Annotated in this window: 17 protein-coding genes and 1 pseudogene; 8 read left to right on the forward strand and 10 right to left on the reverse strand. The window is 72.4% G+C overall.

Going from position 1 to position 22,384, the window contains the following annotated elements; translation table 11 throughout:
- Positions 1 to 2 precede the first annotated feature (2 nt).
- From ABTZ03_RS39100 to ABTZ03_RS39110, 3 genes are all read left to right on the forward strand, one after another.
- Positions 3 to 1,568 carry an AMP-binding protein gene (locus ABTZ03_RS39100; protein ID WP_350517982.1) on the forward strand — a complete coding sequence of 522 codons (1,566 nt, stop codon included), beginning with the start codon at positions 3 to 5 and terminating at the stop codon, positions 1,566 to 1,568.
- Positions 1,565 to 2,683 carry an NAD-dependent epimerase/dehydratase family protein gene (locus tag ABTZ03_RS39105; protein ID WP_350517983.1) on the forward strand — a complete coding sequence of 373 codons (1,119 nt, stop codon included), beginning with the start codon at positions 1,565 to 1,567 and terminating at the stop codon, positions 2,681 to 2,683. The genes ABTZ03_RS39100 and ABTZ03_RS39105 overlap by 4 nt, the downstream gene beginning before the upstream one ends.
- A gap of 71 nt (positions 2,684 to 2,754) precedes the next feature.
- Positions 2,755 to 4,293 carry an acyl-CoA dehydrogenase family protein gene (locus ABTZ03_RS39110; protein ID WP_350517984.1) on the forward strand — a complete coding sequence of 513 codons (1,539 nt, stop codon included), beginning with the start codon at positions 2,755 to 2,757 and terminating at the stop codon, positions 4,291 to 4,293.
- Positions 4,294 to 4,342: 49 nt separating this feature from the next.
- On the opposite strand, the gene ABTZ03_RS39115 is transcribed toward ABTZ03_RS39110, so the two are convergent.
- The 3 genes from ABTZ03_RS39115 to ABTZ03_RS39125 all read right to left on the reverse strand — a co-directional run bounded on the left by ABTZ03_RS39115 (position 4,343) and on the right by ABTZ03_RS39125 (position 6,148).
- Complete coding sequence (locus ABTZ03_RS39115; RefSeq protein ID WP_350517985.1) at positions 4,343 to 5,581, reverse strand: beta-ketoacyl-[acyl-carrier-protein] synthase family protein; 1,239 nt, start codon at positions 5,579 to 5,581, stop codon at positions 4,343 to 4,345.
- The gene (locus ABTZ03_RS39120; RefSeq protein ID WP_350517986.1) at positions 5,581 to 5,811 is read right to left on the reverse strand and encodes an acyl carrier protein; all 231 of its coding nucleotides are present in this window, start codon (positions 5,809 to 5,811) and stop codon (positions 5,581 to 5,583) included. Before ABTZ03_RS39120 ends, ABTZ03_RS39115 begins: the two co-directional genes overlap by 1 nt.
- 61 nt (positions 5,812 to 5,872) lie before the next feature.
- Positions 5,873 to 6,148, reverse strand: a complete 276-nt coding sequence (locus ABTZ03_RS39125) for an acyl carrier protein (RefSeq protein WP_350517987.1) — start codon at positions 6,146 to 6,148, stop codon at positions 5,873 to 5,875.
- 332 nt (positions 6,149 to 6,480) lie between these two features.
- On the opposite strand from ABTZ03_RS39125, the gene ABTZ03_RS39130 reads away from it, so the two are divergent.
- Entirely contained in the window at positions 6,481 to 7,707 is a 1,227-nt protein-coding gene (locus tag ABTZ03_RS39130; protein ID WP_350517988.1) for a beta-ketoacyl-[acyl-carrier-protein] synthase family protein, read from the forward strand.
- A 73-nt stretch (positions 7,708 to 7,780) separates the two neighbouring features.
- On the opposite strand, the gene ABTZ03_RS39135 is transcribed toward ABTZ03_RS39130, so the two are convergent.
- Together ABTZ03_RS39135 and ABTZ03_RS39140 are read right to left on the reverse strand one after the other, a co-directional pair.
- Positions 7,781 to 8,746 carry a 3-oxoacyl-ACP synthase III family protein gene (locus tag ABTZ03_RS39135; protein ID WP_350517989.1) on the reverse strand — a complete coding sequence of 322 codons (966 nt, stop codon included), beginning with the start codon at positions 8,744 to 8,746 and terminating at the stop codon, positions 7,781 to 7,783.
- A 182-nt stretch (positions 8,747 to 8,928) separates the two neighbouring features.
- Complete coding sequence (locus ABTZ03_RS39140) at positions 8,929 to 11,082, reverse strand: MMPL family transporter (RefSeq protein WP_350517990.1); 2,154 nt, start codon at positions 11,080 to 11,082, stop codon at positions 8,929 to 8,931.
- A gap of 427 nt (positions 11,083 to 11,509) precedes the next feature.
- Between ABTZ03_RS39140 and ABTZ03_RS39145 the strand changes: the two genes are divergently transcribed.
- Together ABTZ03_RS39145 and ABTZ03_RS39150 are read left to right on the forward strand one after the other, a co-directional pair.
- Complete coding sequence (locus tag ABTZ03_RS39145) at positions 11,510 to 12,184, forward strand: hypothetical protein (protein WP_350517991.1); 675 nt, start codon at positions 11,510 to 11,512, stop codon at positions 12,182 to 12,184.
- A gap of 114 nt (positions 12,185 to 12,298) precedes the next feature.
- Positions 12,299 to 13,106: pseudogene (locus tag ABTZ03_RS39150) on the forward strand (IS5 family transposase).
- A 224-nt stretch (positions 13,107 to 13,330) separates the two neighbouring features.
- Here ABTZ03_RS39150 and ABTZ03_RS39155 read toward each other — a convergent pair.
- Both ABTZ03_RS39155 and ABTZ03_RS39160 read right to left on the reverse strand, forming a co-directional pair.
- Positions 13,331 to 14,560, reverse strand: coding sequence for a hypothetical protein (locus ABTZ03_RS39155; RefSeq protein WP_350517992.1), 1,230 nt, complete (start codon positions 14,558 to 14,560; stop codon positions 13,331 to 13,333).
- Between the two features lie 203 nt (positions 14,561 to 14,763).
- Positions 14,764 to 15,396 (reverse strand): glycine-rich domain-containing protein, encoded by a 633-nt coding sequence (locus tag ABTZ03_RS39160; RefSeq protein ID WP_350517998.1) that lies wholly within the window; start codon positions 15,394 to 15,396, stop codon positions 14,764 to 14,766.
- 977 nt (positions 15,397 to 16,373) lie between these two features.
- Here ABTZ03_RS39160 and ABTZ03_RS39165 point away from each other — a divergent pair.
- On the forward strand, positions 16,374 to 16,496 hold the full coding sequence (locus ABTZ03_RS39165) for a hypothetical protein (protein WP_350517993.1): 123 nt from the start codon (positions 16,374 to 16,376) through the stop codon (positions 16,494 to 16,496).
- 448 nt (positions 16,497 to 16,944) lie between these two features.
- A complete protein-coding gene (locus ABTZ03_RS39170) occupies positions 16,945 to 17,994 on the forward strand; it encodes a terpene synthase family protein (RefSeq protein ID WP_350517994.1) in 1,050 nt (349 codons plus the stop codon).
- A 69-nt stretch (positions 17,995 to 18,063) separates the two neighbouring features.
- Here ABTZ03_RS39170 and ABTZ03_RS39175 read toward each other — a convergent pair whose 3' ends face one another.
- From ABTZ03_RS39175 to ABTZ03_RS39185, 3 genes are all read right to left on the reverse strand, one after another.
- Positions 18,064 to 19,608 (reverse strand): prenyltransferase/squalene oxidase repeat-containing protein, encoded by a 1,545-nt coding sequence (locus ABTZ03_RS39175; RefSeq protein WP_350517995.1) that lies wholly within the window; start codon positions 19,606 to 19,608, stop codon positions 18,064 to 18,066.
- Between the two features lie 389 nt (positions 19,609 to 19,997).
- Positions 19,998 to 20,471, reverse strand: coding sequence for a hypothetical protein (locus ABTZ03_RS39180; RefSeq protein WP_350517996.1), 474 nt, complete (start codon positions 20,469 to 20,471; stop codon positions 19,998 to 20,000).
- Positions 20,468 to 22,225 carry an integrase gene (locus ABTZ03_RS39185; RefSeq protein WP_350517997.1) on the reverse strand — a complete coding sequence of 586 codons (1,758 nt, stop codon included), beginning with the start codon at positions 22,223 to 22,225 and terminating at the stop codon, positions 20,468 to 20,470. The genes ABTZ03_RS39180 and ABTZ03_RS39185 overlap by 4 nt, the downstream gene beginning before the upstream one ends.
- Positions 22,226 to 22,384 lie beyond the last annotated feature (159 nt).

Raw genomic sequence — 22,384 nt, forward strand, 5'->3', positions numbered from 1 at the left:
CCATGACGGGCCTGTACAGCCGCATGCGGCACCTCGCCCAGGAGCGACCGCGCGCCACCGCGCTGGTCCACTGCCGCCGCGACGGTTCCGCCCCTACCGTCGCGTTCGCCCAGCTCCTCTCCGGATGCGGGCTCGCGGCGCAGGCGTTCCGGGCGGCCGGCGTGCGCCGCGGGAACAAGGCGGTGGTCATGACCGCCGATCCGTACCACCTGGTCACCACCGTGTACGGACTGGTCGCCATCGGCGCCGTACCGGTTCTGGTCGACCCCGGCCTGCCCCGCGCGGACCTGCGCCAGTGTCTGGACGAGGTGGCCCCGGAGGTGTTCGTCGGACAGCCGCTCGCCCAGCTCGCACGCACCGTGCTCGGCTGGGGGCGTGGCCACGTCCGGACACCCCTGGTCACCGGCCCCGCCCTGCCGGGCCTCGGACGGCGCCTCCGGCTGCCGGTTCCGCCCCCCGGCGTCGACGGCGGGCTGCCCGACGCGGAGGCGGCCGCCGACGACCTTGCCCTGATCGCCTTCACCTCGGGGTCCACCGGCGTGCCGAAGGGGGTGGAGTACCGCCACGGCACGCTGGTCGGACAGGCCGACGCCCTCGGCGGCGTGCTCGGCACGGACGGCGTCCTGTTCGCCGGCTTCCTCCCGTTCGTCCTGTTCGCCCCGCTGCTCGGGCTCACCGTCATCGCCCCGGCGGTCAACCACCGCGCCCCGGCGCGTACACCGCCCGACAGGCTGCTGCGGCCGCTGCTGGAACACCGGGCGAGCGTGGTCGCCGGCTCGCCCGCCGTCCTGGGGCTGCTGGCCGACCACTGCGCGTGCCGCGGGCTCACGCTGCCCGGCGTCGGCCGCGTGGTCTCCTTCGGCGCGCCGCTGCGCACCGGCCTCGCCCAGGCCCTGCATGCGGTGCTGCCGCCACGGGCCGAGGTGCTCAGCGCGTACGGCTCCACCGAGTGCCTGCCGGTGAGCGCCGTCAGCACCGCCGAGCAGTGCGGCCCGGGCGCGGGCACCTGTGTGGGTCGGCCGCTGGGTTCGGTCGCGGCACGGATCCTCGACCCCGACCACGACGGGATCGGCGAGATCGCCGTGACCGGGGCGAATGTCAGCCCCGCCTACCACGCTCGGCCACAGGCCACCGCCGCCGCCAAGTCGATGACGGCTGACGGGGTCCTGCACCGCATGGGCGACATGGGCGTCATCGACGAGCAGGGGCGGCTCTGGTTCCACGGCCGTCGCAGCCACCGCGTCCTGGGCCCGGACTTCGTCCTGACCACCGAGCCGGCCGAAGCGGCCGCCTCGGCCGTGCCGGGCGTGCGGCGCGCGGCGCTCGTCGGCATCGGGCCGCCCGGTCGTCAACAGGCCGTCCTGTGCGTCGAGTTGGACGGTCGTGAGACGAACCGCCGAACGGTCCTCGGCGCGGTGCGGACGGCACTCGACCGGCAACCCGCCGGCCGCCGCGTCGCCGACCTGCTCATCCACCCGGGCTTCCCGACCGACATCCGACACAACTCCAAGATCGACCGTGAACGGCTCGCCGCCTGGGCCGCCCGACGCCTTAGGAGGCCGCAGTGAAAACCACCGGACCGGACCGGGTCCTCGTCACCGGGGGCAGCGGATTCCTCGGGACCGAGATCTGCCGGCAGCTCACCGCCCGCGGCACCGAGACCGTCTCGCTCAGCCGCCGCCCGAGCCCCGTCCTGGAGCGGCTGGGCGTGCGGCAGATCCAGGGCGACCTCGTCGACCGGGCCGCCGTGGCGCGGGCGGTCGACGGCTGCGACGCGGTCGTCCACACCGCCGCCCTCGCCGGCGTCAGCGGCCCGCCGGCCCCCTACTGGCGCACCAACGTGGACGGTACCCGTACGGTGCTCGACCAGTGCCGCGCCCACGGCGTACGCACACTCGTCCACACCTCCACCGCCAGCGTCGTCTTCCGGCCCGGCGGACTGGAGAACGTCGACGAGAGCCTGCCGTATCCCCGTCGGCACCTGGCAAGCTACCCGCACACCAAGGCCGTGGCCGAGGCACTCGTCCTGACCGCCGACGGACCCGACCTCGCCACCCTCTCCCTACGCCCGCACATCGTCTGGGGACCGGGTGACCCACACTTCCTGCCCGCCCTGGTCAGGAAGGTCCGCCGCCGACGCCTCACCGGGCCCGGCGACGGGGCCAACCTCGTCGACACCACCCACATCAGCACCGCCGCCCACGCCCACCTGCTCGCACTCGACCTGCTCCACCAGGGGCGTCCTGTCGGTGGCCGCGCCTACTTCGTCGCCCAGGGCGAGCCGCTTCCGCTCGGAGGGTTCCTCAACCTGCTGCTCGCCACCGCGGGGATCCGCGCCACCTGGCGCGCGGTCCCACCCGGGCTCGCCTACGCCGCCGCGGCCGCGCGTGAGAGCGTCGGCCGTCTGCGGCGCAGTTCCGGCACGCACGCGCTCAGCCGGTTCCTGGTCCGCGAACTCGTCCACCCGCACTGGTTCGACCTGACCGCCGCCCGGGTCGACCTCGGCTTCACACCGCCGGTGGGCCTCGCGCAGGGGATGTACGACGCCTTCGAGGCCGCCGGGCGTCCGGCGGCCGGCGACGGCGTGATCGCCGGGCTGCTCGCCGAACTGGCCCTCGGGGACCGGGTGGCCACCGCCACGCCGGGGCAGCGGTCTGCCATGGGCGTCGACGGCCGGCCGTGAGCGCATCGCGCCTGGGCCGCCCGCCGACCACACCGTCCCCCGCCATCCCCACCGACCCTTGCGAGGCCGTCGTGACTGCCCTCTCCCCTCCCCGTACGCCGGCCGCCACCGCGCTGGCGCTGACCCGACTGAACGAGGCCGCCCCACCGGAGCGCAGCCGGCGGCGGGCCGACGAGCAGATCGGCTTCCTGCGTGAGTACGCCCCACGCCGCATCGACAGCGCCGTCATCGACGAACGACGCTGCATCCCGCCCCACGTGGCGCTGGACTTCGGCGACGCGGGACTGTTCGGCCCGCTCATCGAGGAGCGCCACGGTGGTACGGCGCTGCGGTTCACCGATCTGGCACGGGTGGTGGAGCAGCTCGCCGCGATCGACTCCTGCCTGGCCTCCTGGGTCATGACCTGCGTCTTCCCCGGCACCCGCACCCTGGCCGTGTGGGCGGGCGCGGAGGTGGCCGAGCGGTGGCTGCCGCCGCTGGCCGCCGGACGGGTCTTCGGAGCCTTCGCCCAGACCGAGCCGGGGGCCGGGACCGACTTCACCGGCATGACCACCACCGCCCACCCCGTGGACGGCGGCGTCCGGTTGAGCGGGACCAAGCACTGGATCGGCAACGGCTCCTGGGCCCGGGTGGCGGCCGTAGTCGCCCGCCGCCCCGGGCAGGGCGCCGCGATGACGGCGCTCGCGGTGCCGCTGGACCTGCCCGGTGTCCGGATCGGCCCCGACCTGATGTCGTTCGGCCTACGCGGCATGGTCCAGAGCCGCCTGGAGTTCGACGACGTCGTGGTCCCCGCTTCGCATGTCCTGGGCGGGGGCCCGGGCACCGAGATCGCGGTCGACGCGATGAACGCGAGCCGCTGGGGCGTGTGCGCGCTGGCCTCCGGATTCCTCAAGCGGGTGCTCCAGGTCGTCCTGCGGTTCGTCTCCACACGGACGATCGCCGGGCGCCGCTCGCTGGAGCGCCCCGCCGTCCTGTCCGCGCTCACCCGGATCGCGGTGCACGGCGAACTCACCGACGCGATGACCTACGCCCTCGCCGAGCGGCTCGACCACGGCACGGCCGTCGAGCCCGAACTCCTCGTCACGGCGAAGGTCCTCAGCTCGGAGTGGGCTGTCCGGGCGGCGGACCTCGGCCTTCAGCTCCTCGGCGCCCGCGGTTACGACGAGGCCCAGCCGATGGCACGGATCTACCGCGACGTCCGCGCCCTGCGGATCATCGAAGGTGCCACCGAGGCGCTCACCGACTTCCTCGGGACGCGGGTGCTCAGCCGTCCGGGGCATGTCAGTGCCCTGTTGGCCGGGCTGGACGGCGAGGCGGAGGCCGACCGACTGGACGCGGCGGTGGCGGAGGTCTCGGATCGGGCGGGCCGGAGCCGGACGTCGCGGGAGGGGTTCCACCACATCGCCGCCGAGGCGGCGATGTGGGGTTTCGCCTCGGCGCTCCTGCGCAGCAGGCCGGCGGCCTCGGCGGCCGCCGTCGCGGGTGCCGCGTCCGGCTTCGAGACGGCCCTGGGCCGTCTCCGTTCGGCGCGACCGACCGCACCCGCCGTCAGCCCGACGGACCTCGTGGCGATGGTGGACCGCTACCGGGACCGGATCGCGGACCTGTAGGCGTGCCCGGTGCCCGCGGGCACCGGCCGTCGCCGCCGGGCACCGGCGATCACGCGGTCGTGATGGCCAACGCCCCGTTGTGGCCCCCGAATCCGGCCGAGGTGGACAGCGCCAGCCGCATCCGGGCGTCGCTGCCGGTCGTGCGGAGGTTGATCGCCACCTCCGGGCCCGGTTCGGCGAGGTTGGCGGTGGGCGGGATGGTGCCGTACTCCAGGGACAGGACCGTCAGCGCCGCCTCCACCGCCCCCGCCGCGGCCATCATGTGGCCGAGTACGCCCTTGTTCGCGGTCACCGGCGGGAGGTGCGGCAGTGTGGCCGCGATGGCCGACGCCTCGACGGTGTCGCCGAGCGGAGTACCGGTCGCGTGGGCGTTGACCAGGTCGACGTCGCAGGGCGCGGCGCCCGCGTCGGCCAGCGCTGCCCGGATCGCCGCGGTCATGCTCGAACCGTCCGGACGGGGAGCGACCACGTGGTGGGCATCCGACACGGCTCCGTAGCCGGCGATGACGCCCCGCACGTGGGCCTGCCGGGCCCGGGCGTCCTGCGGCCGTTCCAGGACCAGGAAGCCCGCTCCCTCGGCCATGACGAAGCCGTCCCGCAGGCTGTCGAACGGTCGCGGTGCGCCGGACGGGTCGTGGAAGCGGTGGGACAGGGCGTTGAGCCGGTCGAAGCCGGCGATGTAGAACGGGTTGAGGCAGGCTTCGGCCCCGCCGACGAGGACGACGTCGCACCGGTCGAGGGTCAGCAGGTCCAGGGCGATGCCGATGGCGGTCGTACCGGACGCGCACGCGGTCGCGACCGCCATGGCGGTGTTGCGGATGTTGAACTCGATGGCGAGCTGGCCGGCGATCGAGTTCGGCAGGGCGCTGGGCACGGCGAAGGGCGACATGTCGTCGGGCCCGCCGGACTGGAGCGCCGCGAGCTCGCGGTCGTAGGTGAGGCAGGCGCCGCCGCCGATACCGGCGACGACACCGACCCGGGCCCCGTCCCAGTGGGCCGGGTCCAGGCCGGAGTCGAGGATCGCCTCCCTCGCCGCGTGCAGGGCGAACACGCTGCTGCGGTCGGGCCTGCGTGCAGCGGCTCGGCCCAGCCCTGCGTGCAGCGCACCGCCGTGGTCGGCGGGTGCCCGGCAGGCGAGGAACGTGAGGCCGTCCTGCCGGGCGAGCACGCTGGTGGGCTTCCCGACGCACACCCGCTCCCAAGTCGACTCCCGGGTCGGGCCTGCGGGGGTGAGGAGCCCGACCCCGGTGACCGCCGCTCCGGTGCGGCGAACACGGGCCCGACCCATCAGGAGACGTCCGCAGGCACGCAGATGAGCTCGGCGACGGCGGCCAGCGTGGGCGCAGCCCTGATGTCGTCCGCCGACACCACGACGCCGTACTCCTTGCGCAGTTGGAGGACCAGCTCGACGATCAGCAGGGAGTCCACGCCGGCGTCCTCACCTGCGGTGTCCGGCTCGACGACCGCGGGGTCGAGCCCCAGTGACACCAGCACGCTCTTCAACTCGTCGAAGGACATGGGCCTTGCTCCTGACTGTCGGTGGTGATGTCGGTCGGCCGGATAGGGAACCGCCGCGTTGCTACGGGTTGTGCGGTACGGGCTCGGGCTCCGCCGGCGAAGCGGCGCAGCCCAAGGCGTCGACGGCCTCCGCAAGGGTGCTGCACGAGGTGAGCCGCATGGCCGCCTCGGTGAGTGGACGGTCGAGCACACCCTCGCTGACCACCAGGAGTTCCATCGTGGCCAGCGAGTCCATGCCCAGCTCCGCGAAGGTGGTCCGGGGCGTCAGTCGGTTGGCGTCGACCGGAAAGCTCCCGGTGAGCAGTGCGACGAGGTCCGGTGGTAGGTCCCGTTCCATGGTTGTCTCCTGCTGATCCTGTCCGGCGCGGGGAAGGGACCGGTATCGAAGGGACCGGTACCGGCGATACCGCTCCGTCGACTCGGGTGTTCTGGCCGGAACGCTGCCCGCGCGTACGCAATAGTGGTGTACGACACCACCGGGCAGGATGAATCGGGACGCCAACTCATGCGCATGGCCGAAGAATTCGGAAATGAATCTAGCCTCATTATCATTTCATCGAATCGCGGCCTGCCGAATGCCGGGCACTCTGTGAACGAACCGCCCGGCGACCGGCCCCGTCCGGCGCATCGGCACGCCCGCACCGACGCGACGCCACCCCGGGTCCGACCGTGAGCGTGCCCGAGATCGCCGTGACCGGACTGGGACTGGTCACTCCGGCCGGACTGACGGTGACGGAGAACTGGGCGGCCCTGCGCCGTGGCCGGTCCTTGGCCGCACCCGATCCCGAACTGGGCTCGCTGCCGGTCGACTTCTCCTGCCAGGTGCCGCCGATCGACGCCGACGCGCTGCTCGGCCGGTCCCGCGCGCGCCGACTCGACCGCTTCAGCCTGTTCGCGGTACTGGCCGCCCGCCAAGCGGTGGCCGACGCCGCTCTGGCGCCCGACGACTGCCGGGGCCCGCGGGTGGGCGTCGTCCTGGGCGTCGGATCCAACAGCCTGGCCACCTACCCCGCAGCCTTCGGGCACCTCGACGACGACCGCCCCGGGCTGGTGTCGCCCCTGGCACTACCGCGCTCCGTCCCCAACATGGCCGCGGCCGAGATCTCCATCGACCTCGGTGCCGAGGGGCCGACCTTCACCCTCGCGAGCGCGTGTGCGTCGGGCGCCGGCGCCCTGCGGATCGCCCGAGACCTCCTCCGCGCCGGCACCTGCGACATCGTCCTGGCCGGCGGCAGCGAATCCGGCCGTTCCCGGATGACCGCGGTCTGCTTCCACCAGATGCGCGCGCTGTCGACGCGACGCACACGGCCCGAGGAGGCCAGCCGGCCCTTCGACGCCGACCGCGACGGATTCGTCCTGGGCGAGGGCGCCGCCGTCCTCGTCCTGGAACGAAGCGCCACCGCCCAGGCCCGCGGGGCGAAGTCACTGGCGCTGCTGAGCGGTTGTGGCGCCTCCAGCGACGCGCACCACCCGTTCGCACCCCGCGCGGACGGCCGCGTCGCCGCCCGCGCGCTCCGCTCCGCGCTCGACGACGCGGGCTGCACACCGGCCGACATCGGTCAGGTGAGTGCCCACGGCACCTCCACGCGCCTCAGTGACGCGGCCGAAGCCGCGGCCCTGACCCGGGCGTTCGGCGGGACGCCGCCACCGGTCACCGCACCCAAGGGCGTGATCGGTCACTGCCTCGGCGCGGCCGGAGCCATCGAGGCCGCCTACACCGTCCTCGCGCTCCAGCACCAGACCATCCCACCCACCGCCAACTTCCACCGCTTCGACGGCGACCAGGAACTCGACATCGTCGCGGGCACGCCGCGCGCCACGCGGATGACCGCGGCGATCAGCTGCGCCTTCGGGTTCGGCGGTCACAACGCTGTGACCCTGTTCACCACCCCCTGACGTACGCCCCGCGCCCTGCGGCGGGCCCCGCCCACCGGTTCCGACGGTAGCGCGCCACCTGCTGGAGGCGCAGCTAGAGGCGCAGCACCGCCAGCCCGACACTCGCACCCGCCGCGAGCCCCAGCAGCGCGACCAGATCGCCAGGGCCCGCGAGGCCGCGTTCCCGCGCCTGGACGAGCTGGAGCGGAAGTGAGGCGGAGGCGACGTTGCCGTGTCGGGCCACCGTCACCACCATTTGCTCCTTGGTGATTCCCATCCCCGCGCCCACCAGCGTCCGGACATCGGCGACCGCCACCTGGTGGACCCCGACGAACGCGAACTCCCCGAACCGCAGTCCCAGGTCGTCCAGCAGCCCGGTCAGCCGCGGGACGAGCACCCGGATCCCGTCCCGCATGGCGCTGCCGTCCATCCGGACGTACCGTGTCTCCTCGCTCGGCTCGCGGATCGCCGCCGAGCCGCCGGCGGGCACGAGCGTCGCTCCCCACAACGAGGAGTCCGCCAGGAACCGGCACCCGAGCACGCCCGGTGCCCCGGGCCTCTCCTCCACCGCGGTGAACAGCAGGGCGGCCCCCACGTCGGAGAATCCGTAGCCGGGGAAGGCACGTGCGAACGCCGCGGGATCCGGCACTCTGAGCCTCGTCATGTCCGACCCCCGTTCGCCGCACACGATCAGGACGCTCGCGTAGTGCCCGCCCGCGACCAGGGCCTGGGTGAGCTCGATTGCGTTGAGGACGCTGTTGCAGGCGTTCTTCACGTCGAACACCGGGCACGACAGGCCGAGTTTGGCGGCGATGATGTGAGCCGTCGCGGGCTCGGTCACGTCCTGTGAGCCGGCGGCGAAGACCACCAGGTCGATGTCCTCGGGGTCGGCCCCGGTCTCGGCCAGCAGCTTGCGTGCCGCCGCCACTGCCAGGTCGGACGGCGCGTCCTCGGGCGCGGCGAGATGGACACCCTCGACTCCGGTCAGCTGGGTGATCAGGCCGGCGGGCGGGGTGAACGAGGGGCTGGCAGCGGCGATCTGCGCCTCCCGCTCCGCCATGGGGACCCAATTCTCCGGCAAGTGGACGGCAGCCCCGCTCAACCGGGCGCGCAAGGTCATCACGCGCAGACCGTACCGGCGGCCCTGCGGCGGGGGCGGCCGACACGCCTACGCCGTCGACCAAACGGCCGGGACGGGACCGTCGCACCAGCCGTCGCACCAGCCGACGTGGCCCGAGGCGTTCACGGGGAAACGGGCTCGCGGGGAAGCGGTTCGCGGCCGGGTGCACTCGGCGCAGTCCTCCGCCGCAACCGCGGGGTCCACCAGTTGAGTTCGCCGAGCAGGCGCAGGGTGGCGGGGACGAGCAGCATGCGGACCACGGTGGCGTCGGCGGCCACGGCGACCACGACGCCGATGGCGATCTCCTTCACGGTGACGACGGAACTGGTGGCGAAGGCCGCGGCAACCAGGACGATCAGGGCCGCCGCGGCTGAGATCAGCCCACCGGTGCGCCCAAGGCCGGTGGCCACGGCGCTCGCGTTGTCCGCACCGCCGCGATGGAGTTCACGGATCTGAGCGATTAGGAAGAGCTCGTAGTCGACGGACAGCGCGAAGACGAACATCAGCAGGACGGCCGCCTCCACCGCGCTGACGTACCCGGTGGGCCGCAGACCGAGCAGCCGGGCGCCGTGGCCTTCCTGAACGGTCCAGGTGACGGCCGCGTAGGCGATGCCGAGGGACATCGTGGTGGTGAGCACCGCCTTGAGCGGTACGAGCAGTGACCGGAAGGCGAGGAACAACAGCCCGAGGGTGACCGCCAGCAGGTACGCGACCAGCGCCGGAAGCCTGGCCCGCAAGGTGTCCAGCACGTCGACGTTGGCCGCGGCCGGGCCGCCGACCAGGACGTGGCCACCGTCGGGTGGGGGCAGCGCCCGCACGGCGCGCACCAGTTGCGCGGCCGCGGGTGCATCGGGGGCCGTGGTGATGGTGACGGTGAGCAGGGCGCCGTGCGCGGTGCTGGCGTGTTGCCGGACGGCCTGGACGCCCGGCAGTCCGGAGAGCTGCTCCTGCCAGCGGGCCAGTGCGCTCCTCCCCAGCTCGCCGCGGAGGCCGTGTCGCAGGGGGGCGACGACCTGGAGCTGATCGAGCGCGGCCAGTGGGAAGTCCTCGTGCAGCGTTTCCTGGGCTCGGCGGCTCGGTGCCCCGGCGGGCAGGGTCCGCTGGTCGCTGGCGGCGAGGTGCAGGTCGGCGACCGGAGCGCTCAGCACCGCGATCACCGTGACGGCGACGGTGAGCCAGGTCCATGGGCGGGCGACCGTGCTCCGGCCGAGCCGGTACCAGAACCCCGCCCCCTCGTCCGCCGTCCGCACTCGCCCGATGCCCGGCAACCGGACGCGGCCGGCCTCGACACGCGGGCCGAGGACGGACAGCACGGCGGGCAGCAGGGTAAGGCTGGTGGCCCCGGACAGCGCGACGGTGACGGCCGCGCCGATGCCGAGGGAGCGCGTGACCGGGAACGGAAGCAGCACCAGGCCCAGGACGGCGAGTGAGATGGCGGTCGCGGAGTAGAGGACGGTGTGCCCGGCGGTGGCCATCGTGGCGGCGACGGCTCGGCGCGGGGCGCCTTGGTGGTGGAGTTCGCGCCGGAAACGGGCGACGACGAACAGGGCGTAGTCGACGGAGAGCCCCAGCGCGATCATGACGACCACGTTGCGGGTGAGGTAGCTGACCGGCACCAACGGGGCGATCACGCGCAGCACCGCGAAGGACAGCGCGAGGCTTGCGCCGGCTACGGCCAGCGGCAGCAGGGCCGCGGCGAGGCTGCCGAAGAACACAAGCAGCAGGAGGAACAGCACGGGGAAGACGTAGAGCTCGGCGCGGCCGAGGTCGTCGTCGATGGCGCGGTCCAGGTCCGCCTGAAGCGGTGTCTGTCCGGCGTAGGCGATGGTGAGGCCGTCGGCGTGCAGCCGGCGGCGCAGCTGCTCGTAGGAGGCGACCTGCGCGTTTTCGTCCGCTCCGGCCAGCCCGACGATCACACAAGCCGCGTGTCCGTCGCTGGAGACGAGTTCCCGCTTGCCGGTGTTCCAGTAGTGTCGAGCGCCCCTCACCAGAGCCTCGGGTACGTCGGCGAGCGCGGATCGCACGGCCTGGCCGAACTGTGGGGAGTCCACGGTGAGGGTCTCGCTGCGGAAGATCGCGATCGTGCCGGTACCGCCGCGGACGTAGTGCTTCGCGATGGCTTCGAGCGCCTGGCTGGACTCGGCCCCGGGGTTGGTGAAGCCGCCATGGGTGAGCCGGGCGGGCAGGCCGGCCCCGAGGACTGCCGCGGCGGCCAGTAATACGGCAGTGGCCCACAGTGCCACCCTGCTGTGGCGGAGGGACGAAATGGGCAGCAAGGGGCGTTCCCCTATCCGCCGGGCGGCCCTTCGGGCCGACAATGAATCGGTCTGGCGCAGAACGTATCGCGGCGACGGCGGGCACCCGGGTACCTGCACGGCAAACTCCCCCGACCGCCGGAAAGTGAGGATTGTATACAGTCTCATGGTTATCGGTACGGCCGTCGCGAACGGGTGAACCGTCGCGTCACCCACAGACGGTGACCGGCGGGATCATGGTGCGGGCCCGCGCCGGCGGGCCGGTGACTTTCACCCGGACGGCACTTTTCTGACGCCTCCTTCGCTTCGGGTGTCCCGATGATTTCGGCAGGCGGGGACTTCCTCGAATGGCAACAGGACAACCCTTGTGTCTTTGTGCATAGTTCGTACAAGGGTTAAATGTCCCAGTTCTCTGCCCGCAACCGAATGAAGAAGGAGATGGCATCACATGTCCCACATCCCCCTCGCCCCGGGTGGCTCCGAGGAGACCGCCCTGCCGGCGCCGCACCGTACGGGCTGGTCCAGGATCGTCGGCCTGGCCGTGGCCGCAGCCGTGGTCACGGCCGTCGGTTCCGTCGGCGCCGTGTACGCACAGGCGAAGACCCCGTCCTCCCACGCCTCCAGTACGCGCGACACACTGTTGGAGCACCTGAAGTGCTCCGGCAAGGGGACCCTCAAACTGGCCCCCGGCCTGACGGACACCCAGCAGACGATCAGCGGCACGATCGTCGGCACGCTGAGCGCCTGTGAGTCGGACGACGGCAGCCAGTCCGGCATCAAGTCCGGCAAGATCATGGGAAGCGGAAGCGGCAACGCCTCCTGCAACGGGCTGGCGACGTATAGCGGTACTGTCACGATCACCTGGTACGGCGGCCCCGACCAGACGGGCACGGTTCTGGGCACCTCCACCATCAGCACGAACGGCGCCCAGACGGGGGAGACCGACGCGAAGGACAACACGGCTTCCGACGACGCCATCGGTCAGGTCACCCAGGGGCTGCTGGGCGGCAACAACGTCGAAGGCTGGGCTCTTCCGACCAGCGACGTCACCACCTGCAGCACCAGCACGCCGCTGACCAGCATCGCCGGTCAGGGCGAAATGGTCTTCTCCGGGCTGCTCTGACGCACAGGGGCTGGAACGGTCGCGCGACGCCTCCGTTCCGGCCTTACTGATCGTTTCAGAATGAGTTGAGCCGCAGGCCTTGCGCTCGGCGATCTTGATCGGCAGGGTGTCCGGGTGCGTGCTGATCTCGTTCCGGACGACCTGTGGGAGCGGGCGGCGCCGCTGCTGCCACCCGCTCCCGAACGACGCCACCGCTACCCCGGGCGACTGCGCGTTCCGGACAAGACCGCCCTCGGCGGCATCATGTACGTGCTGCGGACCGGCGTTGCCTGGCGCGACTTGCCCGCCGAGACCGTGGGCCGCTCCGGAGTCACGGCTTGGCGCCGGTTGCGGGACTGGACCGAGGCAGGTGTCTGGCCGCGCCTGCACTCCGCCCTGCTGACCGAACTGCGCCGCGCGGACTCGCTGGATCTGGACGACTGCGCCGTGGACGGCTCGCATGTCCGGGCCCTCAAAGGGGGGACTACGTCGGCCCCTCACCCGTCGAGCGCGCCCGCCCCGGCTCCAAACACCATCTGATCGTCGACCGCCACGGAACCCCGCTCGCCGTCACGCTCACCGGCGGCAACCGCCACGACGTCACCCAGTTCCTGCCACTGCTGGACGCCGTCCCGCCAATACGCGGCCTACGCGGACGTCCTCGCCGCAAGCCCGGCGCCTGTATGCCGACTGCGGCTACGACTTCGACAAGTACCGCCGCCTGCTGTGGAAACGCGGCATCAAACCGCTGATCGCCCGACGCGGCGTCGCCCACGGCTCCGGACTGGGAAAGGTGCGTTGGGTGGTAGAGCGCGCCTTCGCCTGGCTGCACCAGTTCAAGCGACTCCGCATCCGCTACGAGCGACGCGCTGACCTCCATCAGGGCCTGCTCGAACTCGCCTGCAGCATCATCTGCCTCCGACGACTCCGGACCGCATTCTGAAACGATTACAGTAGGTCGGCCTGATCTTGTTGGTTGCGCCGATGTCGATCGGTCGGGGGCTTGGAGGCGCGCCGCCAGGAGCTCCGCCGGAGCGGCTCCCCGGTGATGGGGGAGATGAGGTCCGCAAGAAGGGTGCGGACGCTCCCGCCTGGCCGTGACGCCCGGGCCGGGCGTCACGGCTTTTACCTGATGAGGTGTTCGTCGGCGTGCTCCGCCGGTTGGTGTCACCAGGTGATCAGCGCGTAGCCGGGGCCGCCGTTGTGGCCGCTGGTGGCGGGGGTGCTTCCGGCGGTGCCGTCCTGGCCGGCCTCGCTGCCCGGGCTGGGGTCGGGGGCGCCTCCGTGTCCTCCGTCGCCTCCGTTTCCGCCGGGAGCGCCGTCGAGGCCGGGGCCGCCCTGGCCGACACCGGCGGGCAGGGCCAGGGGCGCCGAGGTGGACTGGCCGGGGGCGCCGCCGGGGCCGCCACTGCCGGCGTCGGCGCCGGTGCCGGGTGTGCCGCCGGGGCCGACGGACCCGGCCTGTCCCCTGCCGCCGGCACTCGCCGCGGAGCTGGGCTGTCCGTTCTGTCCGGAGGATCCGTCGCTTCCGTTGGCCAGGACGGGGTTGGTGCCGGTGCAGGTGCCGGCTCTGCCGCCGGCGGCACCGCCTCCCGCGTCGCCGCCCGCGGCACCGTTGCCGCCCGGCCCGCCGGCTCCGCCGGTGGTGCCGCTGGCCCGCTCGCCGCGCACGCCTCCGGCTCCGCCCTGGCCGCCGCTTCCCGGCCCGCCCGGGTAGCCGCCGAACGCCTGGGCCCTTCCCCGGCTCGTGATGGCGTAGACCACGGACTGCTGTTCGCCGATGGAGTTGTTGAAGAACTCGCCGGTGCCGGCCGTGCCGGCGGTGCCGCTCTGGGCGGGGTCGAGGAAGGAGTCCGCCTGGCCACCGGAACCCGGGGCACCCCCCGTTCCCCCGCGGGTCAGTCCTCCGGGTTTGCCGACGCTGACGTAGATCCGCTCGCCGGGTTTGACGGTGAGTGTGCAGGCTACGAAGGCGCCGCCACCGCCGCCTCCTCCGCCGGCGCCCCCTCCGCCGCCCGCGCCTCCACCGCCCCCGCCACCGCCGGCCGGGCCGATGACGTAGCTTCCGCCGCCGCCCCCGCCGCCCCCACCGCCGCCGCCCCCGCCGCCCCCGCCGCCGCCGCCCCCGCCGCCGCCGCCGGGGCCGCCGGGGCCGCCCGCCCCGCCGCCAGCGACGGCGTACACGGTCACCGTGCTCACCCCGGCCGGTACCGGGAAGTAGTACTGGCCGGGTGTGGTGAACTCCTGTTGCCCGGAGGGCTGGCGCACTGCGGTCGGCAGAGTGGCCGCGGCGGCGAGCGCCGGGGGCACGGTGCAGCCGAGGAGACTTCCCAGTACGACGGGAACGCCTGCGGCGGCCCACCGTGCTTTCGTGGGTCGATCAGCCTGTTCGGTCATGGAATCCTCCGTTGTGTGGGGTCCGGGAGTAGGCACGGTCCCCCGTCCGGCGGGTTCCCGGACCCTCACCATCAGGTTGACGGCCCATTAGTCTGTCGGCCGCGCCGATGCCGTGGGGGCTTGGTAGCAGTTTGCGTGGCGGCATCTGCCGCCGCTCGGGTGCGACGCGAGGCCGCACCAAGCAGGTGAGGGCAGCCAGGCGCTCACCGGGAGCACAACGGGCTCACTGCCCTCCGACCCTCTCCCCGTACTGGCGGCGCCGCTACCGCCCTGCGCGGCACCGTCCGGTGCGACGCTGCCGATAGCAGCCGGCTGCCCCCGGAACCGCCAGCACAGACCGAGGAATGGAGACACGACCTGCCAGCGGCTCCGTAGCCGCCTTGCCCGCCGGTGCGCACGTAGCCGCCTCCGCCGAGAGCCGTGGCCGTCGGCACGGTTCCGTCACCTCCGCTCCCTCCTGATCCGCCACCCAGAAGAGAGCCGGCGCCTCCGCCCTGGCCGCCCTGCGCCGTGGTCAGGACAGTGGATCCGGCGGCGATGGTGGTCGCTCCGCCGGCCCCTCCCGCTCCGCCGGTCGCGCCGGCGGCCCCACCGGCGCCAAGGGTGACGGTCAGCTGCTGGGCGGCAATCACAACGACGGCACCGTGCACGTACCCGCCCGCGCCTCCACCCCCGCCACTACCGGAGGGCATGGCGCTTCCGGCGTCCCCGCCACCACCGCCCGCCCCCCAGATGTCGACGGTCAGCCCGGTGACTCCGGCCGGGACGGTGAAGGTGCCCGACTGGCCGAACTCCACGACACCCGTGGTGGCATGAGCGGGAACGGCGGCTGTCATGACGGTACCGGCGGCCAGTGCCAGAACGGCCGCACAGGCCGTACGGCGCCTGCCGCGCACGAAGACTGGAACGGGAATCACGGACAGGTTCCTCTCTGTCGATCACCCGGATGAAGTGCCAGGACCGTGGGACCACGCACTACGCCCGCCGAATGAAGACGGCCCGTGCGGCTGCCCCGTCGACCTGGCCACGGAACGTCCTGCGGCCCGACTCGACGGCCGACAAGGCCAAGCGTGTGCGAACATTCATCGGCCGGGAAGCCGTACGAGCCGGTGGGAGTACGACAGCCTCCGAACCGAGCAGTGAGGTGTACTGGTACCGCCCGCCCCGGCCGTCCCCCGTGGCGGTACGGCCGAAGCGGACTCCGGCGAGCCGTCGGACCGCTTCCCCTCTGACACGGTCGATCCCACCGACGCGGCCGGGTCAGCTCCGCCAACCGCCCGCACCGTCTTCGCTCTCCTCGCCATCACCGCCTACGCCGCGGTGCGGACCGCCGACTGCGGCGGCTCGGAAAATATCGCCCTCTACGCCCCCGGCTACCCCGACTTCGCCGACAACCCGGCCGACTACCGGATGCCGACGCTCACGTTCGACCTCAGCAATACCGTGTACCGCGCCGCCGGAGACATGGAACCCTTGCCAGCGGTCTGTTCGTCAGCGACTTCACCTCCGAGGGCACCAGCCCCCTGGGGACGTCGTTCTCCACCGGCACCGCGCTGCCGATCCAGGACGGTGGCGTCTTCGGCGACAAAACCCTGATCGTCAACAACGACAGCCCGACGTTCACCCTGTCCGGCGGGTTCACGGCGCAGTCCGTGGGCCACCAGGTCAGCGTCTCGCTCACCGGCACCGTGAAGTCCGTACCCGGCTCGCTGGGCGTGCAGCTGATCCAGGACGGTGACCGCTCCCGGGGGCCATCGCCTACGCCCAGTCCGTCGCCGATCAACTGCCCGCCACGGCCTCGCTGACGTACACGGTGCCCGTCGCCACCGTCACCAGCTCTCTGCAGGTCCGGCTCATCACCGATGCCGGCAACCCCGCGGCCGAGCTGACCGGCCTGGCCGTCACGATCACCGCCCTGGGCAGCACTACCAACTGACCCCTGCTCGCTGGTCCGGTGCCCGTGCACCGGACCAGCGAGTAGGCAGCACCCAAAAGCCCACCTGGCCGCTGTCCTGGCCGTCCCGGCCTCCCGGGGTTGCCTTGGCCGTTTCCGGGCCCGCCCCTGGCCGTCTCGCCGCCGTTCCGGGACGGCCGCGAGGCCGCGCCTGCAGTCTGGGGGGCCGTTAACGACCGTGTCAGGAGCCCCAAACGAGCTCGCTGGCGGCCTTGAGGGACGCGATCCGGCGCTGCGAGATCTACGTCGATGGCGGGAAGCGGTGGTGCAACCCGGAGGGCGACATACCTGGCGACTGTGAGTCTCCTCGACGTCCGGGCTGCTGGACCGGTGCCCAGCGGGAAAACCAGCGGCTCGGAGGGGGTAACGAACAAATGGGCAACGGTGACGGACTCTTGACAGAGAGTGCGGGCTGCAGTGTGGTGACAGCGTGACTGCCTCCGTTGCCGACATGCTGATCACACCGATACCGGTACGGGTTCATCCCCAGGCCGACCTCCTGGACCGGCGGACCTCCGAGTGGGTCAGGTTCCACCGGCTCGGGCTGGTGGAGCAGGGACCGGACTATCTCGCCCGCATCGGCAGCGGGCACATGGCAGCCCGGGTGTTTCCCCATGCGGCTACTGACGATGCCCAGATCGGCTCGGACTACCTCGGGTTCATGTTCGCGCTGGACGACGTCGCGGACATCCTGGGGCCCCGCGATCTCGGGCGGTACGCCGCGCGGGCGGCCAGGCTGCAGCGGTTGGTGGACGCGCCCGGCTCGCCTCCGCTGGACGACGACCCCTACGCGGGTGCGCTCGACGACCTCCTGGCCCGGCTGGCGCGGATCGCGACGCCCGGCCAGCTCTACCGGCTGTCCGTAGGCTTCAGGTCGTTCCTCTTCGGCGCGCTGTGGCAGGCCTCCAGCCACCTGGACGGCAGCGCGATCGGCCTCAACCAGTACACGGCGCTGCGCATCCCCTCGTTCGGGCTGCGCTCTCTCCTGCCGGTCTTCGAGATCGTCCACTGTTACCACCCCAACGACGAGGAACTGGCGGCCCCCGCCGTCCGCGCGCTCACCGAAATGGCCGCCTTCATCGGCAGCTGCGACAACGACATCTACTCCTGGGCCAAGGACGCGGCTGCCGGCGCCACCCACGTCAATCTCGTCGGGGTCCTGTCCCAAGGCACCGATGACGGCGGCTTGAGCCAGCACGAGGCCCTCGGCCGGGCCGTGGCCCTGCGCAACCACGTTATGGCCCTGTTCGCGCGACGCTGTGCCGAGGTCGGCCGCGACGCGTCCGATGACCTGCGCTCCTACTTGCGCGACCTTGGTGGTTTCGTCGCGGGCTGGTCGGAGTTCCACCGGGTCAGCCGCCGTTTCCAGAGGCCCGGAGGGGTGGAGATCACCACAGTGGTCACCTCCCCCACCACTGGCGCGCCGGACCCATTGAGTCCCTTGCCGATTCCCACCATCGCCTGGTGGTGGACGTCATGAGACGTGCCGGGAAATTTGTCTGGTAAGTCTCCTTGGACCTTCCGGGGACCCGGTGGTGGGCGCAGGTCTTCAACGATGGTGGCGGAGCAGTGCGCATAGACCTCGCGCCGCCCATGCATGTGCCTGGGCCGGCTGAAAGTTCGGGAACGGGCGCGGCCCGTACATGAACGGCTCCCCGGCGGGCCACGTGCCGTCCTCGTCCTGACTGTCGACGAGGAACGCGGCTGCCCGAACGGCTGCCCGCTCCCGGCCGGGCGCTTGGCACCGGGGGTCGGCAAGCGCCGCCAAGGCCAGGCCGGTGGCGGGCGGGCTGGCGTCCCACGAGCCGTCCGACCGCTGCCCCTCGGCAAGCCGCCGCAGGGCGTCGCAGCTCTCTGGGGTGTGGTGACCCGCCGCCGGCGCCATCTCGCTGGCCCCGTAGGAGGAGAAGCGGTACCACGTCGATGTCCACTGGCCCCGGCTGCGGTACGACCGTCGCAACCAGGCCCGCGCGGGTCCGGTGTCCACGGCGTGCACGTCGTGGGCCCGCACCCCGGTGGTCATGTGTGCGGTGGCATCGAGGTCCGGAGCGTCATCGGCCGACTGCCAGGTCGCCCACAGCCCTTCGGGGGTCTGCCGCCTTCGGGCGTATCCACTAGCTGCCTGCCAGACCCGGTGTCCGTGCGGCGTGCCCTCAAGAGCCAGCAGGACGCACCCGGTGGTGTCCGCGTCGGACGCGGCCGCCAGGCCGGCCGGAAAGACAGATATTGTGCCCCACCCTCCGTCATGGCACTGGGACAGTTCCAGGAAGTCCTGGGCCAACGGCAAGGCGTGCGCGGCGAACGTGGGGTCGTCGCGCAGACAGCGGACCATCACGGCGGTGTCCCACACATCGAAGCTGCAAGAGAATCGCCAGGTTCCGTCGGGCTCCTGGACGCGCAGCAGCGCGGCCAGGGCACGACGGGTGGACGCCCGCTCGGGGGCCGCAGCGGCCAGGGCAAGGTAGGCCAGCGCGGTCACCACCGGCATGGGGTCGGCCAGCGCACCGGTGCTGGACTGCTCAGTCTCCAGCACCTGCACCGTGGCTTGCGGGGTCTCCCGGCCGAGCGCGCTGAGCGCGATGACCTCCGTGGACAGGAGCATGACGCGCTGCCAGGGCTTGAGGGAGGCGCCGCGGTCCGCGCCGAGCATCGCGCCAGCGGTGTGCAGGACACCCTGCGCATCCGCGCCGGCGCAGCGCGCGGATACACCCAGGGCGTTGATGAGATGTGTGCGTCGTCCGTACGCCAGGGCCTGGTCGGCGGGCAGGGCGGGCAGGGTGGGTAGCCGCGGCGGGGTGGTGGGGTGCAGGGCCACCGAACGTAGCCATGTCTCGGTTGCCCACACGAATCCCTGGTCTCTTCGCGGCTCCGTCAGCTCCAACCACGTCAGCGCCCGTGCCCGGGCACGGGCGCCTGCCAGGGTACCGGACAGCGCGTGGGCGACGATGGCGGTATCGAAGACGCGGGGATGGCCGACCAGCGCCCAGTAACCGGCGTCATGCTGGGTGTCGAGGGCGAAGGACACCGCCTTGGCCAGGCATCTGCGCGCCTTCGTCAGTAGTGGTGGCGGCAGCTCAGGCGCGGGGGCCGTCATAGCGCGACCTCCTGTCCGCGGCCTACGCCCATCAGCGTTGGGCGGGGGCCAGCAACGGACGCCCTGACGTGTTCGGGCAACGGCATTTCCGCAGAGCTGTGCACGTAGGCGGCTGCCGCCGCATCGAAGTGACTTTCCATCACGCCTTCCAACCTGCGGCGCTGCTGTGCGGCTGAATGCCGGGGGACGCCGTTCCACCAACGTTGCAGCGATCGCCCCAGCCCACACAAGGCGCATATACCCCGCGCAGTGACGTGCACACGATCTGCGAAGTGCGCCCGGACGATGGGGCTGAGGATCAGAACGGAACCGGCGATACGCCCACCCCGCTCGCCAGGACTCGTTGACCTGCGGTTCCGGGCCGGTTGAGCCCCTGACAATCATGTTGATCAACTGCCTTCAGACCCGGGGCGCGGACCGACCTCGGGTTGTGGTGTTGTCAGGGCGGTGACGGTCGTGCGGGCGAGCCGGGCCTGTTCACGCAGGGCGGTGGTGTCGTGGTGGAGGGCGGCGATGGCGGTGGTGGCGGCGTCGAGTTGGTTTCGCAGCCGCGTGCACTCGCGGGTCTTGTCGGCGAGCCGGGCCCTCAGACCCGCGATGTCATCGGTGCTGGTGGCGGGCTGCGGCTCGGCGCGGGCGGCGACGGCGGCGTCCCAGGCGGCGAGGACGGTCTTGGAGCGGTTCATGGTGGCGCGGGAGACACCGGCTTCGCGGTAGAGGTTCTCCTTGGTGAGGCGGCCGTCGGTGTGCTGGGGCCTGCCGTTCAGGAGCCGGTGCATGGCCTCGGTGAGGGCGGCCGCTGCACGGGAGGAGACGCCCGGATCCGGGAGGGGTCGCCGGTTCGGGGGTTGGTTCGCGTTCACGGGGTGTCCTCCGGGGCCCGGTCGAGGACGGCGCCGATCTGGTCGAGTTCGCGTTCGAGGACGGCGCGTCGGCCCGGCGGCAGGCCGGGCCGGTCGAGGAGGGCGAGGAGTTGGTGGCGGTGGGCGTCGTAGAGGGGGAGGTGTTCGGGGGCGATGATGCTGTTGGGGCAGCGGTCGGGGCGGCACCGGTCCGGCAGCGGTCCGTCGGCGCCGGCCGGGAGGGCGGCGTTCTCCAGGCAGAGGGCACCGGCGGGGATGGCGGGGTCGTAGGTGCAGTGGTTGAGAGAGCCGAAGCGGATGGTCAGCCCGGCGTTCTTCAGCAGCGCGCGCTCGACAGTGGCGTCGCCGTGGCGGGCGGCGGTGGTGGCCTGGACGTGGTCGAAGACGGCGGTGGCCTTGGCGGCGCCACCGCCGTGGCCGATGGGCCGACCGTCCTTGTGGGCGAGGTAGAGCTCTTCGAGGCGGCGGAAGCGGGCGGCGTCGATGGCGGTGGTGAGGTGGCGGGCCCAGGCGGGGTCGGGAGCGGCGTAGGCCTGGGTGGAGGAGTTGGCCAGGGCGCGGGTGGCGACGTGCTTGAGCTGGATGCCGAGGGCGATCTCGGAGCCGGGGAACTGGTCGGTGAGCATGGCCATGGTTCTGCGGAACATGTGCGGCCGGGCCCGGCCAGGCGGGATCTCGGTGAGGCCGGTCCAGGCGGCGGTGCGGTTGACGTGGGCGATGAAGCTGTCGATGAGGGTGTCGGCGTGGGCGGCGTGCCGGGGGCGGGCCGGCCTCGGTGCGGGGGAGAAGAGCCGCTCGGGGTGGACGGTGATCTGTTCGGCGACGGTGATGGCCTCGGCGACCGGTTCGATGATCCACCAGGCCTTGGAGGGCAGGTCGTCGTGGCCTTTGACCTGGTGGGAGGAGATGGCGGGGGTGTCGTAATGGGTGGTGAGGCAGCCGCGGCGGATCTCCTGGAGTTCGCTGTCGCGCATCATCGACAGCGCGAGGGTCAGGACCAGGCAGGCGGTTCTGAGCATGTCGGTCTCGATCCGCAGTGCATCCGGGGACAGGCCCGGGTGCCAGGCGCCGCTCGTGCCGTCGCCGCGTTCCGTGCTCTGCAGGCCGTCGGTGATGCCGTGGCAGACCGGGTGCCCTGCGGCGAGGGCCCGCTCGACGCGCTGGTGGCGGTACCGGGCGCCGGAGCGGAAGACGTTGCCGACCCGCTGGTTGGAGGTCCCGCAGAACAGGGTGAGCAGGGCGAGGTTGGGTCTGCCGGCTACGGCGGAGTTCAGGCAGCGGTCGGGGTGGTGGAGCGGGATGGGGCCGCCTGCGGCCAGGTAGGCCTCCAGGCGGTCGTCGAAGCCGAGGGCCGAGGTGGTCGCCGCAGCTTGGAGGGCCCGGTAGTGGCCGCGGACCCGGAGGATGTCGCGGGCGAAGACGTGGACGTAGGTCCAGGCGGCCTTGACGAGGGGGAACCACAGGCCGGGGTCGACGGCGGGCGTGGACAGCCGGCCGGGCGGCGGCCCGGCGGCACCGGAGACCTTGTAGGCGGCGACACCAGGCCAGGGGTCGGCGCCGAGGCCCCCGCCGCTCAGCAGGGGTGCAAGTCGGTGCAGGCGCCGGATGAGCTGGACGTCGGGGCGCACGTCGCAGCCGCTGAGGCGGCAGTGCTCGATGAACGCCAGCGCCTCGCCCTGGCTCCACCGGTCGAGCCGGGGCGGCAGGCTGTTGAGCCGGGCCCAGGCGGCCAGCCTGCGTAGCGGCGGCATCATCGAGACCAGGGTGCTCGGGTGAGAGGGCCGGGGCAGCAGGGAGACGTGCGCGGCCAGAACCGCCTGGCTTTAACCACGAGTTGTGACGTCAGTTGTTCACGAGTTTGGGAGGCACCCCGAACCACGGACGGGTGATGTTCACGAGTTTTGACGTCACCG

Source organism: Kitasatospora sp. NPDC096077 (assembly GCF_040303245.1).
In the GTDB taxonomy this organism is placed as follows: domain Bacteria; phylum Actinomycetota; class Actinomycetes; order Streptomycetales; family Streptomycetaceae; genus Kitasatospora.

Bases quoted from the DNA above. Each gene is read 5' to 3' on its own strand.
- ABTZ03_RS39100 (WP_350517982.1), top strand. From the start codon at position 3: ATGACGGGCCTGTACAGCCGCATGCGGCACCTCGCCCAGGAGCGACCG.
- ABTZ03_RS39115 (WP_350517985.1), bottom strand. From the start codon at position 5,581: ATGGGTCGGGCCCGTGTTCGCCGCACCGGAGCGGCGGTCACCGGGGTC.
- ABTZ03_RS39120 (WP_350517986.1), bottom strand. From the start codon at position 5,811: ATGTCCTTCGACGAGTTGAAGAGCGTGCTGGTGTCACTGGGGCTCGAC.
- ABTZ03_RS39125 (WP_350517987.1), bottom strand. From the start codon at position 6,148: ATGGAACGGGACCTACCACCGGACCTCGTCGCACTGCTCACCGGGAGC.
- ABTZ03_RS39135 (WP_350517989.1), bottom strand. From the start codon at position 8,746: ATGGCGGAGCGGGAGGCGCAGATCGCCGCTGCCAGCCCCTCGTTCACC.
- ABTZ03_RS39145 (WP_350517991.1), top strand. From the start codon at position 11,510: ATGTCCCACATCCCCCTCGCCCCGGGTGGCTCCGAGGAGACCGCCCTG.
- ABTZ03_RS39155 (WP_350517992.1), bottom strand. From the start codon at position 14,560: ATGACCGAACAGGCTGATCGACCCACGAAAGCACGGTGGGCCGCCGCA.
- ABTZ03_RS39160 (WP_350517998.1), bottom strand. From the start codon at position 15,396: ATGACAGCCGCCGTTCCCGCTCATGCCACCACGGGTGTCGTGGAGTTC.
- ABTZ03_RS39175 (WP_350517995.1), bottom strand. From the start codon at position 19,608: ATGACGGCCCCCGCGCCTGAGCTGCCGCCACCACTACTGACGAAGGCG.
- ABTZ03_RS39185 (WP_350517997.1), bottom strand. From the start codon at position 22,225: ATGATGCCGCCGCTACGCAGGCTGGCCGCCTGGGCCCGGCTCAACAGC.